This is a genomic window from Curtobacterium sp. VKM Ac-1393 (assembly GCF_015350995.1).
Lineage (GTDB): Bacteria > Actinomycetota > Actinomycetes > Actinomycetales > Microbacteriaceae > Curtobacterium.
The window spans coordinates 53,649-65,470 of record NZ_JADKRW010000009.1 but is presented as its reverse complement, the minus strand read 5'-3'; the positions used below and the strand labels follow the sequence as shown (position 1 = coordinate 65,470).

Genomic DNA, 11,822 nt, shown 5'->3' with positions numbered 1-11,822 from the left:
ACAAAGACATTACCCTCGCCACGGATCTCGCGATCTACGTCTGCGACTCGCACAAACCCGAGCAGCGCTGCTCGAACGAGAACACCAGCGGGTTGCTCCGGCAGTACTTGCCGAAGTCCGCCGAGCCCAACGAACGACCCCGCAAGGTCCTGGGCTGCCGGACCCCTGCAGGAGCGTTCGAGCGGTTACTCTACGATTCGACACAACCATTTGTCGCAACGACTTCTTGAAACCACCGATCGGCTATCGTGCGCACCTGCTCGAGGGCGAGGGCGAGGGCGAGGGCGAGGGCGAGGGCGAGGGCGAGGGCGAGGGCGAGGGCGAGGGCGAGGGCGACGGGATCTGGAGCGCGAACTGTGGTCGCTGCGCACGATCCCGACTCGTCCTCGAACACGTCGTTCGTCCTGTACCGCTGACCAGCGCCGCTCATGTCGTGGTGCTGAGGATCGGGTGGCTGGGCGTCGATGTTTGGGCTACGCGATCGAGTTTCCTCCAGATCGAAGTCGTTCCGCGGCGCGGCCGAGCCGGGTTGCTGCCTCAAGCAGCTGGGTTCTGTCGGTGTCGCCGTACGCCAGCCGGAGGTGCCGGCCGGTGTCGGTGCCCGGCCCAGACGGGAAGAACCCGCCGCGCTGGTACTCGACGCCCTCGGCGCTGGCCGCGGCTGCGAGGCCGTCGGGGTCGATTCGGTCGTCGATGATCCGCGGCCAGAGGAACAGGCCCCCGCCGGGCACGGTCACGTCGAACACGCCCGGCGCTGCCGTCGCCAGCGCCGCGGCGAGGGTCTCGGCCCGGGATCGGTACAGCGCACGAGCACGGTCGAGGGTGCGGTCGAACAGCGCGTCGTCCGCTGTTACGAGTTCGCCGATGACCGCTTGCACGAAGGTCGAGCTGTGCGAGTCCTGCCGGCTCCGGAGCGCCACGACGTCGCCGACGAAGCGCTCCGGCACGACGATCCACCCCATCCGGAGCCCGGGGCCGAGCGTCTTCGTAAACGTGTTGACGTGCACGACGTGCTCGGAGTGGTTGAAGGCGTCGACGGGTTCGGGGCCGTCGCCGTACCAGAGCTCGCGGTAGGGGTTGTCGGCGAACACCACGAAGTCGTACCGCTCGGCGAGGGCGACGAGGCGCTCCCGCCCGACGGCCGGCAGCGTGCCCTGCGTCGGGTTGTGGAAGTCGGGCACCGTGTAGAGGGCACGGGGTCGGGCACCCGCCGCCAGCGCGCGTTCGAGGGCGTCGAGGTCGAGTCCGTCCGGACCCACCGGGATCGGCAGGGTCGTGGCGTCGGACAGTTCCAGCCCACGGAGGAACAGCGGGAACACCGGGTTGTCGACCGCGACGAGGTCACCGCGCTCGAGGACGACCTGGATCGTCAGGGCGAGGCCGTGGAACCCGCCGTTCGTGATCACGATCCGGTCGACGGGGACGCCTTCGCGCGCGGCGATCCACTCGCGGATCGGTGAGATGCCGGCGGTCCGTGAGTACTGCAGTGCGGGCAGGCCGGGACGGGACAGGACGCGCGCGGTGGCCTCGGCGAGCTCGGCCGCGGGCAGCACACCCGGGTCGGGGATGCCGCCGAGCAGCTCGATCGCGTCGGGCCGCGGGTCGCGCAGCGTCTGGTCGCCGAACCCCTTCGGCGCGGTGAACGCCCGGATGAGGGACGGCTTCGCGTGGGCGGTGATGATCGTCATGGCTTCTCCTTCAGCTGGCTGCCGGGACGGCGTCGAGCAGGGTGCGCGTGTACTCGTGCTGCGGGTCGTGGAACACCTGCTCGACCGCCCCAGACTCGACGACCCGGCCGTGCCGCAGCACCGTGACGGTGTCCGCGACCTGCCGGACGAGCGCAAGGTCGTGGGAGACGAACAGGTAGGTCAGCCCGAGTTCCCGCTGCAGACGTGTGAGCAGCCCGATGATCCCGGCCTGCACGGTGACGTCGAGCGCACTCGTCGGTTCGTCGAGCACGACCACCTCGGGCCGGAGCACGAGGGCACGGGCGATCGCGACCCGCTGCCGTTGCCCACCGGACAGGTCGGTGGGGCGGCGGCGCAGGTACCGTTCGTCCAGGCCGACGGACTCGAGTGCCTCGCGGACGGCCGTCGCCCGGGAAGCGCGCGTGCCGATCCGGAAGCGGTCGAGCGGTTCGCCGACGATCCGTCGGACCTGCCACGTCGGGTCGAGCGACGTGAACGGGTTCTGGTAGACGAGCTGCAGCTGCCGGCGGACACGGCGCAGCTCCGCCTTCGAGCGTCCGTGCAGCTCGGCGCCGTCGACGGCGATGACCCCGGCGTCGGGGCGTTCGAGGCCGAGCAGCATCCGGACGGTGGTGGTCTTGCCGGAACCGGACTCACCGACGAGCGCGTGCGTGGTCCCGGCGCGGACGTCGAACGACACCCCGTCGACGGCCCGGACGGTGCGGTCGCCCTGGCCGTAGTGGCGGGCGACCCCGGACACCGAGATGTGCGCGGGGTGATCGGGGCCGACGTCGGTGCGGTCGACGTCGCCGGACCGGTACCGGTCCGGGCTGAGCGCGGGCACGTCGGCGCGCAGCAGCCGGGCGTACTCGGACTGCGGGGCGCGGAACACCTCGGCGGCGGGCCCCCGCTCCTCGACGACGCCGTCCCGCAGCACGACGAGGTCGTCGGCCCGTTCGGCGGCGACGGCGAGGTCGTGCGTGATGAACAGCAGACTGATGTCCCGCTCGGCCCGGAGCTGCTGGAGCAGGTCGAGGATCCGCTTCTGGATCGTCACGTCGAGCGCGCTCGTCGGCTCGTCGGCGACGACGAGGTCCGGCTCGGGCAGGACGGTGAGCCCGATGAGCACGCGCTGGAGCATGCCGCCGGACAGCTCGTGCGGGTACGACCGCCAGACGCGTTCCGGATCGGTCAGTCCGACCTGTTCGAAGACGGCGAGCACGGCGGCACGGCGCTCCTCGGTCGTGGTGGCGTCGGTGAGCGCCGCGGCCTCGAGGGCCTGCGACCCGATGGTCCGCACCGGGTTGAGTGCCGTCGCCGGGTCCTGCGGGATGAACCCGATCCGGCGCCCGCGCAGGCGGCGGAAGCGCTCGTCGGGCAGGGCGACCAGGTCGTCCCCGTCGAACTCCGCCGTTCCGCTGACGGTCGACTCAGCGGGCAGCAGGCCGAGCACGGCCTTCGCGATCGTCGACTTACCGGACCCGGACTCGCCGATCAGAGCGACGGTCCGCCCGCGGCGAACCGCGAAGTCCACACCGTGGACGACCTCGGTCCCGCCGTACGCGACCGTCAACCCGCTCACCGTGAGCAGCGTGTCGGAGGGGAAGCGTTCCTCCAGGACCGTCATGACCGACCTGCCTTCCGCAACCAACGGCTGATCCGGTTCACCGAGAGCACGGTGAGGACGATGACGACGGCCGGGGCGTACACGAGCCACGGCGCCGTCGGGTACGTCTTGCCGGAGGCCACCAGGAGCCCCCAGTCGGACGCGGGCGGGGCGTCGCCGTAGCCGAGGAAGGCGAGCGACGCGATCACCAGGATCGATGTGCCGATGTTGAGCACGGCCAGCGCGAGCACCGACCGGTACGCGTTCGGCAGCACGTGCCGGAACAGGGCGTGCGCACCGGAGCCGCCGACGAGGGTCGAGGCCTCGACGAACGTCGCCCCCCGCGCCTTGAGCGTCTCCGCGCGGGCGAGCCGGGCGAAGGCTGCGACGGCCGAGATGCCCGTGGCGACCGCGGCGTTGATCGTGTGGAAACCGAGCGAACTGACGATCACGACGGCCAGCAGGAATCCGGGGATCGCGAGCAGGACGTCCACGACGCGACCGAGCAGCACGTCGACCCAGCCGCGGAGGAACCCGCTGGCCAGCCCGATCAGGCCGCCGACCACCAGGCCGATGGCCACCGCGACGAGGGCGCTCGTCACCGAGGACGCCGTGCCGTGCACCACCCGGGCGTACAGGTCGCGGCCGAGGTAGTCGGTGCCAAACCAGTGCGCGGTCGACGGTGCCTGCAGCTTCGCGGCGGTGTCGCCGGTGACGGCGCTCTGTCCCGTGAACACCCGCGGCGCGAGCGACCACAGCAGCACGACCACGAGCACCGCGAACGACAGGAGCACGGTCGGCGGGACGGCCAGGCGCCGACGGCGCTTCCCCGTCCGCACCGCTGGGGACGTGGTCACCCGGACGGTGGTGAGGTCCGCGCTCATGCCTGCACCAGCTCCGTCGCGGCGCGTGCCTTCGTCGACGCCGACCGCAGCGAGATGCGGGGGTCGAGCAACGGCGACACGAGGTCGGCGAGCAGGTTCACGACCACGAAGACCACCGCGGCCAGTGACACGACGGCCTGCAGCACGGGGACGTCCTGCATGGTGACGGCCTTCTGCACGAGTACGCCGATGCCGTCCCGGCCGAAGATCGTCTCGGTGATGACCGACCCGCCGAGCAGTTCGCCGACGACGAGTGCCACCATCGTCACCGCGGGCAGCAGCGACGGTTTCACCAGGTGCCGGGCGAACAGGTCCGCCTGCGAGAGCCCTCGGGAGCGTGCGACGATCGCGTACTCCTGCCGGGACTCGTGGTCGAGGTTCGCGATGAGGACCTCGGCGAGGGGCGCCGACACCGGGATCGCCAGGGTGACGGCCGCGAAGAACGTCGCCACCGGGCTGTCCGGCTCGATCACCGCGAAGGTGTGCAGCTGGAACGCGAACCACGAGATGAGCACGAGGCCGATCACGAAGTTCGGCACCGACAGGAAGAACGACGGCACCGAGCGCAGCGCGTTTCGGAACCAGGCACCCGGCGCGTATTGCGAGTCGTACGCGATGCCGACCGCGAAGACGATCGAGACGAGCAGCGCCGTGCCCGCGAGGACGAGCGTCGACGGCACCGAGCCGGCGATGACCTCGGACACCGGCAGGTTCGACTGCAGCGAGAACCCGAGTTGGCCGACGACGAACCGCGAGAGGGACAGCCAGAGCTGGAGCAGCACCGGCTGGTCGAGTCCGTAGTACGACACGATCTTCGCGATGTCGGCCTCGCTCAGTCCACTCTGCGGGTCCCGCAACGAGTTCGTGACCGCATCGCCGGGCAGGACGCTGATCACCAGGAAGGTGAGCACGTACGCCAGCAGGATCACGATGAGGGCCTGTGCGACGCGCAGCAGCGTGTAGCGGAGGTACGACACGGCTACCGCTCGATCCAGGCGGTCGCGAAGTTTGCGTAGGCGAGGCCGTTGTACTTCGTCCCGTGCACCTTCGGTGAGATCAGGTAGAGGCGCTGGACGAGCTGCACCGTCGGCAAGAAGTACCCCTGCTCGAGGACGTACTGCTGCAGTTCGGCGGCGACCTTCTTCCGGGCGGTCTCGTCGGACGCGGTGGCCACGGCGGTGGACAGCTCGTTGAGCTTCGCGTCGCTCGTGCCGAGGCCGAACCAGTCCTCGCCGCCGTTCTGGCTGGTGAGCACCCCGGCGACCGTGCCGACGTCTACGAAGCTGCGGGACGTCTGGTAAAGCGGCGGATTGGAGGCCAGCACGGCGGCGTACCCGGCGACGTCGACCACCTTGAGCTTGACCGTGAGGCCGATCTTCGCGAGCTGCTGGGCGATCAGCTCGTCCTCTGCCTGGGTTGACGGCACGAACGGGTTTGCTGAGAGCGTGAACTCGAGGTCCTTGCCGTCCTTCTGCCGGACACCGTCCGAGCCCTTCGTCCAGCCGGCGTCGTCGAGGAGCTGTTCGGCCCGGTCGGGGTCGTACGCCAGCAGCTTCGACTCGTCGGTGACCTCGGGAACGTTGCCCTGGATGAACGACGTCGCGGCCTGCCAGTCCTCCGTGTAGACCGTCTTCAGGATGGCCTTGCGGTCGATGCCGACTTGGATCGCCTTGCGGACTGCGGCGTCGTTCGTCGGGAACGCGGTGGTGTCGACCTTGAAGCCGTCGGTGAAGCCGAGGTAGCGCGGGGTGTCGACCGTGAAGCCCTGGGACTTCAGCGAGTCGATCTCCTGCGGCTCGACGTTGAACGACACGTCCGCCTGGCCGGCCACGACCGCTTGCGTCCGGACCGACTCGTCCTTGATCACCTTGTACGTCAGGGTGTCGAGGTACGGCGCACCGGTGTGGCCGAGCGCCGCGGGACCCCAGTGATAGTCCTTCCGCTTCGCGAGGACGTATTCCTCGCCCTCCTTGTACGACTGCACGGTGAAGGGACCGCTGCCGATCTCCTTCGACAGGTCGGCCTGCCGGTCGATGGGCAGCGCGAGGGCCTTCGGCGAGAGAAGGATCGAGCCGTGGTAGCCCAGCGTCGGGATGAAGCCAAGCGTCGGCGATGAGAAGTCGACCTCGACGGTGTTGTCGTTGGTGGCCTTCGCGGAGACGAAGTTGCTCGATGGGAACAGGCCAACCTTGGTGATGCCACGGGAGCTGTCACCCTTTGCCCAAATATTGATGTTGTCGACCACCGCCTGGGCGTCGAGCGCGGAGCCGTCCGAGAACGTCACGCCCTTCCTGAGGTGCAGCGTGAAGTGCTTCGCGTCGTCAGACTGGTCCCAGCTGGTGGCGATCCAGGGCCTCGTCTTGCCCTTCGTATCGACGTACACGAGCTTGTCGGTGATCTCGCCCCAGAGGTTCCCCTCATAGCTCGAGATCGCGCTCTTGCTCGACACGAAGCCGCTGTCGTAGCCCTGGATGAGGAAGGTGAGGTTGCCGCCTTCGACGGGCTCGCCGGACGACGTCGACGACGCCTGCGAGCCGGACGAGCACGCGGTGAGGACGAGGGCCGCCGCGGCGGCGATCGAGAGACCGGCGAGGAGCCGGCGCCAGCGGGGTGAGTCGGTCATGGGGTTCCTGTCGGATTCGGTGGAGCTCGGGTCGGGTGGGCCAGGATCAGATGGCCTTGCCGGGGTTGAACAGCCCGGCCGGGTCGAGGGCGTCCTTGAGCGCACGCTGCGCGGCGAGGTGCCGCGGCGAGAGCTCGAGCGCCGCCCACTCCCGCTTCACGGTGCCGATGCCGTGCTCGCCCGTGACGGTGCCGCCCACGGCGAGGGCGATCCGGACGAGTTCGGTGGCGGCCTCGTCGAGCGATGCCGGGCGGTCGTCCGGGTCGGCGTCGCCGATCGGCTTCGTGATCGCCGGGTGGAGGTTGCCGTCCCCGGCATGCGACACCGCGGACACCCGCACGTCGAAGCGCTCCTCGAGCTCGGCGAAGCGGGAGTACACGTCGCGCAGGCGGGACTTCGGCACGGCGATGTCCTCGCCGACGAACCACTGCGGCTCGGTCTGCCCACGGCCGTGCCGTCGCAGCTCCCAGAGCGCGTGTCCGTCCTTGTCCGTCTCAGCAGTGACGACCGCCCCGGCCGCGGTGAGCGCCGCGCTGAGGTCCGCGGTCTGCTCGTCGATGCCGTACCCGTCGAGCTCGACGAGCACGAGCGACGCGCCGCGGCCTCGCAGCGCGGTGCGGCTGAAGGCGTCGATGGCGGTGAGGCTCGGTTCGTCGAAGAACTCCACGACGGTCGGCTGCACCGGCGACAGCGTGATCGAGTCGAGGCCGTCGAGGCCGTCGAGAGTGCTCGGGAAGAACGCCGAGATCGTGCGGCGGGCCACGGGGACCGGGCGTAGCCGGACGGTTGCGCGGACTACGATGCCGAGGACCCCCTCGGAACCGACGAACAGCGAGGTCAGGTCGAGGCCGTTGACGCCCTTCACCGACCGGTGCCCGACCGAGACGAGGCTGCCGTCCGCGAGCACGACGTCGAGTCTGAGCACGGACTCCCGCGTCACACCGTACCCGGCGCAGCGCAGACCACCGGCGTTCGTCGCGATGTTCCCACCGATGGTCGAGATCTCCCAGCTGGCAGGGTCCGGAGCGTAAAACAAGCCGAGTGGCTCCAGATGCGCGTTGAGAGCAGCATTGATCACACCCGGCTCCACAACCGCCACCCCGTCGAGCGGGGAGACTTCAACGATGCGGTTGAGGCGTTCCGTCGATACGACGAGCTGGTCAAGACTGGCGGAGGCCCCTCCGGACAGCCCCGTGCCCGCACCTCGGGGCACGATCGAGACATTATGCTCGCTAGCCACGCGAACAATGGTCTGCACTTCCGCAGCGCTCGCAGGGAAAGCAACTGCCGGACCGATGGTCCCGGACGGTTGTTCACTGCTGGGGGCTGTGCCGGTGTCGAAACGGAATGCTCGGGTTGCTGTGCCGGTCGGGCATACCTCGAGACCGGGATGCGCTTGCCGGAGCGCACCAACAACTTCCGCTACCCGGCCGGGGTGCGTGGGTGCTTCGGTGGTGCCGGACATCGATCCTCCTCGGACTCGTCAAGCGAAGTACTTGATTCGAATCTCGACGATGATCGAGCAGCAGCAGCGGGCCGCACCCGGTTATGACGGAACACGTCCCGGCATTACGTCAGATTGCTCCCGCCGGCCGGGTCCGCGTCATATTTCGTTGCACGGACCGATGCCACCTGGTCCCGGTAGCTCGGCCCGCGGCGTGGGCGAGAGGTGCGGTAGGGCGGTCGTGCGCCCACGAGCTATCGACTGGAGGGACAGTATTGCGCTTGAGCTGTCGGCGGCGGGAATCTCCAATGGGACTGATTTGGACGGGGCAGGCGCAGCGAAACGTGCCTCAGATATTGTGGCGTGACTCCGCCGTATCGGCGTACATGAGAACAGCCGATCATCCCGAGGGGTGGCCAGCTGTTCCGATGTCGGGAGGTGGCGTCAGTGTGCGGCGTCGTACGCGTCGCGGACGGCCTGGCTGATGCGGCCGCGCGAGGAGACTTCGTGGCCGTTCGCGCTCGCCCATTCGCGGATCTTAGCGAGCTCTTCCGAGTTCCCACGCTTTGGCACGCTGCCGGCAGTAGTGCGGCCGGAGCGGCCCGTGACCTTGCGGGTGGCGGCGATGTAGTCGGAGAACGCTTCGCGGAGCGCGTCGGTGTTGTCGTCGGTGAGGTCGATTTCGTAGTGGTTGCCATCGAATCCGAACGTGACGGTGCGGCCGGTGCCGGCTTCGATGGCGTCGCCGGTGAGGTCGTCGACGAAGTGCGTGGTGACTTTCTGCGCCATGGTGGAGGTCGCTTTTCGCTCGGGGGTCGTCTCCACCCTGCATGACTGATCCCGGAGAACGCTTCGTTCGTTCTTCCGCAGATCGACCGGTCGGGCAGACTGAGTGGTGATGTCTGATTCGTCGCCAGCCGTATCCGGGTATGCCGCTGCTCTTGCGGAGCTGAAGCAGCAAGTGCGCGCTGCCCGGTTCACGGCGCAGCGCCGCGTGAACACGGAACTCATCCGTCTCTACTGGGGGATCGGCGCGACGATCTTGCAGCGCCAGGGTGATGAGGGGTGGGGGAGCAACGTCATCGGCCGGTTCGCGACGGATTTGCGGACGGAGTTCCCGGAGATGAAGGGGTTCTCGCGAGCGAATCTGTTCTACATGCGCCGGTTCGCGGGGGAGTGGCCGGCGGAGGCGATCGTCCAACAGCCTGTTGGACAACTGCCGTGGGGGCACATCACGGTGCTCCTCGATCGGCTCGCTGACCATGAGCTCCGGGACTGGTACGCCGGCCAAGCAGCCGCGCAGGGGTGGTCACGGAACGTCCTCGAGCACCAGCTCCGCTCGGAGGCGCACGTGCGCCTGCGGGCGGCGCCGACGAACTTCGCCGAGGTGCTGCCGCCGGGGGACTCGGATCTGGCGCAGCAGATCACGAAGGATCCCTACGTACTGGACTTCCTCGCCCTCGATGGTGACGCGAAGGAACGCCGCCTCGAGCAGGCGCTTGTCGACCGGATCATCGATACTCTCCGCGAGCTCGGCGAGGGCTTCGCGTTCGTGGGTCGGCAGGTGCACTTCGATGTCGACGGTGACGACTTCTACGTGGACCTGCTGTTCTTCCACGTCGAGCAGCTCCGGTACGTGGTGATCGAGCTCAAGACGGGGAAGTTCAAGCCGGAGCACCTCGGCCAGCTCGGCTTTTACGTCGCGCTCGTTGACGACAAGCTCCGCCGACCCCAACACGCAGACACGGTCGGGCTGCTGCTGGTCGCAGACAAGAACGACGCCGTCGTCCGGTACTCACTTGCCGGCCAGCGAACCCCGATCGGCGTCGCTAGCTATGATCTCCTTCCGCCCGCAGTCCGCGCTGCTCTCCCGTCCGAAGCGGACCTCGCCAACGCACTTCACAACACCCCTGAACCGCCCTTGGGCGATGCCGAAACCGTCGATAAGTTATCGGAAGCTGAATAAAATGTCATCCCATGAGCCGGACCTGGCAGGAGAAAGATACCGCTCGAACTACCACGGGGTCGGCCGCGTGCCACCGGTACAAATCGAATCCCTCGCGGCACTTCGGCGGCGACTTCTCGCTACGAGGGAGGGCGAGTTTGAATCTGACTCGGAAGTTTCGGCGTGGCCAGATCTCCGAGCGATGATGCCGCCCTCCTGGTAACGCCGCCCACGGGTCACCAGACACGCGGGCCGCTCGCCGCATCGCATCGGACGCCATCGCCGCCGAGGCCCTCGTCCTGAACGCCGCCGTGTCCATCGGGGCTGCGCACGGCGCGATCGAGTCCGGTGATGACGGAGCCGACGCGCTGGTCGATGCGGCCGAACTCCGGACGGTCGTCCTCTAGGGAATGGTAGTCGAGATCGTGCTCCGCGGCGACGACGCTCTTCGAGGTCGGCGGGGGCCAGCGCCACCGACCGATCCCTCGGCCGGCACTGGTGGAACGCGGACCTTGTCGTCCGACAACCCGGTGGTGTTCCAGCAGTGGGTGGTTGGCGACCACCTGCTCAACGGCTCCCCGCTGACCTACTTCTGGGCCACAGGCGAGACAGGCTGCTCACTAACGGAGCCTCACAAAGGACCGCCGGATCACCCTGCGTCGGTCTGCCCGGCATTGTGCGGCGGCCGATGCGACAAGCAAGACATTTCGTCGGTGGTACCGGGTAGACAGGAGTCGATGAGCCACGAACGCGTCCGCCCGATGCTCGACGTCCGACGGATCTACGCCGAGCCCGCTGCGCTGGAGTTGCAGCGCGGGCAGGAGGTCGTCGGGCAGTGGCCGGACGCCGAGATCGTCCCGGTCGAGTCGCACTGGAACATCCCCGAGGTGCACGGCGACGAATGGAACGTCCAGCGCTGGGTTCGGATCAAGACCGTGCGTGACCCGACGCCGGTTTGCCCAGTGGTCGCTGAGTGGCCATTGGGGATGCTGAACCGCGTTGGACTCCGACGACTGACCCGGAACGAAATCGTGAGGTCTGCACAGAACGCGCGTTAGCCGGGGCCGAAGGGTTCGGCTTGGTGCTAGGCGCGGGTGTTGCGGCGGCCGGTGATTAAGCCCCAGATGAGGAGGACGACGATCGAGCCGACGATGGCGATGGCGATGGTCCAGGATTGCAGGCTAAAGAAGCCGGTGTAGTTGACGTGGAAGATCAGGCCACCGAGCCATCCGCCGAGGAGCGCTCCGATGACGCCGAGGATGAGGGTCGCGAACCAGCCGCCGGGCTGATTGACGGGGATGATCAGTTTGGCGATTGCGCCGGCGATGAGGCCGAGAAAGATTAAGCCGAGGAAGCTCACGGGTGCTGCCTTCCGAAGTGGGGAGTGTGGCATTTGCGCCTGGTCTACACCGTCCGCGTTCGTGGGAAAGCGGGTACCGGTGCTGCGGGTTTGGGGCTGCGTGGAGGGGATATGCGGCTTGTCTACCGGAATGAGCGGCGGCGGCGCCGTGACATCGTTGCGGTGGCGCCGTCGCCGCGGTGCGCCGCTACGGGTGGCGCCACCGGAACCCAGGAGCTCGCTCAAACCGAGTTCGGAGGGAGGCTAGGTCACACATCCGCGGCGCGCTAGTG

General features: G+C 68.4%; 11 protein-coding genes. 2 read left to right on the top strand and 9 right to left on the bottom strand.

Features of this window, described 5'->3' with window-relative positions; translation table 11 throughout:
• Positions 1–190: 190 nt before the first annotated feature.
• From ITJ59_RS17995 to ITJ59_RS17960, 8 genes are all read right to left on the bottom strand, one after another.
• Positions 191–430 (bottom strand): hypothetical protein, encoded by a 240-nt coding sequence (locus ITJ59_RS17995; RefSeq protein ID WP_194652673.1) that lies wholly within the window; start codon positions 428–430, stop codon positions 191–193.
• Between the two features lie 43 nt (positions 431–473).
• Positions 474–1,688 (bottom strand): PLP-dependent aminotransferase family protein, encoded by a 1,215-nt coding sequence (locus ITJ59_RS17990; RefSeq protein WP_194652672.1) that lies wholly within the window; start codon positions 1,686–1,688, stop codon positions 474–476.
• A 10-nt stretch (positions 1,689–1,698) separates the two neighbouring features.
• Positions 1,699–3,315, bottom strand: coding sequence for a dipeptide ABC transporter ATP-binding protein (locus ITJ59_RS17985; RefSeq protein WP_194652671.1), 1,617 nt, complete (start codon positions 3,313–3,315; stop codon positions 1,699–1,701).
• Positions 3,312–4,178: an ABC transporter permease gene (locus tag ITJ59_RS17980; RefSeq protein WP_194652670.1), complete on the bottom strand. Its 867-nt coding sequence runs from the start codon at positions 4,176–4,178 to the stop codon at positions 3,312–3,314. Before ITJ59_RS17980 ends, ITJ59_RS17985 begins: the two co-directional genes overlap by 4 nt.
• Positions 4,175–5,155, bottom strand: a complete 981-nt coding sequence (locus ITJ59_RS17975; RefSeq protein WP_323749553.1) for an ABC transporter permease — start codon at positions 5,153–5,155, stop codon at positions 4,175–4,177. Before ITJ59_RS17975 ends, ITJ59_RS17980 begins: the two co-directional genes overlap by 4 nt.
• Positions 5,156–5,157: 2 nt before the next feature.
• Positions 5,158–6,801, bottom strand: a complete 1,644-nt coding sequence (locus ITJ59_RS17970) for an ABC transporter substrate-binding protein (protein ID WP_194652669.1) — start codon at positions 6,799–6,801, stop codon at positions 5,158–5,160.
• Positions 6,802–6,847: 46 nt separating this feature from the next.
• Entirely contained in the window at positions 6,848–8,266 is a 1,419-nt protein-coding gene (locus ITJ59_RS17965; RefSeq protein ID WP_194652668.1) for an FAD-binding oxidoreductase, read from the bottom strand.
• Between the two features lie 423 nt (positions 8,267–8,689).
• Entirely contained in the window at positions 8,690–9,070 is a 381-nt protein-coding gene (locus tag ITJ59_RS17960) for a histone-like nucleoid-structuring protein Lsr2 (protein ID WP_416354880.1), read from the bottom strand.
• Positions 9,071–9,143: 73 nt separating this feature from the next.
• Here ITJ59_RS17960 and ITJ59_RS17955 point away from each other — a divergent pair, with 73 nt between their 5' ends.
• Both ITJ59_RS17955 and ITJ59_RS19295 read left to right on the top strand, forming a co-directional pair.
• A complete protein-coding gene (locus tag ITJ59_RS17955) occupies positions 9,144–10,211 on the top strand; it encodes a PDDEXK nuclease domain-containing protein (RefSeq protein ID WP_228511874.1) in 1,068 nt (355 codons plus the stop codon).
• A gap of 491 nt (positions 10,212–10,702) precedes the next feature.
• Positions 10,703–11,248 carry a hypothetical protein gene (locus ITJ59_RS19295; protein ID WP_228511872.1) on the top strand — a complete coding sequence of 182 codons (546 nt, stop codon included), beginning with the start codon at positions 10,703–10,705 and terminating at the stop codon, positions 11,246–11,248.
• 26 nt (positions 11,249–11,274) lie between these two features.
• On the opposite strand, the gene ITJ59_RS17945 is transcribed toward ITJ59_RS19295, so the two are convergent.
• Positions 11,275–11,550: a GlsB/YeaQ/YmgE family stress response membrane protein gene (locus ITJ59_RS17945; RefSeq protein ID WP_194652667.1), complete on the bottom strand. Its 276-nt coding sequence runs from the start codon at positions 11,548–11,550 to the stop codon at positions 11,275–11,277.
• Positions 11,551–11,822: the final 272 nt, after the last annotated feature.

Bases quoted from the DNA above. Each gene is read 5' to 3' on its own strand.
- ITJ59_RS17995 (WP_194652673.1), bottom strand. From the start codon at position 430: ATGAGCGGCGCTGGTCAGCGGTACAGGACGAACGACGTGTTCGAGGAC.
- ITJ59_RS17985 (WP_194652671.1), bottom strand. From the start codon at position 3,315: ATGACGGTCCTGGAGGAACGCTTCCCCTCCGACACGCTGCTCACGGTG.
- ITJ59_RS17970 (WP_194652669.1), bottom strand. From the start codon at position 6,801: ATGACCGACTCACCCCGCTGGCGCCGGCTCCTCGCCGGTCTCTCGATC.
- ITJ59_RS17990 (WP_194652672.1), bottom strand. From the start codon at position 1,688: ATGACGATCATCACCGCCCACGCGAAGCCGTCCCTCATCCGGGCGTTC.
- ITJ59_RS17980 (WP_194652670.1), bottom strand. From the start codon at position 4,178: ATGAGCGCGGACCTCACCACCGTCCGGGTGACCACGTCCCCAGCGGTG.
- ITJ59_RS17955 (WP_228511874.1), top strand. From the start codon at position 9,144: ATGTCTGATTCGTCGCCAGCCGTATCCGGGTATGCCGCTGCTCTTGCG.
- ITJ59_RS17965 (WP_194652668.1), bottom strand. From the start codon at position 8,266: ATGTCCGGCACCACCGAAGCACCCACGCACCCCGGCCGGGTAGCGGAA.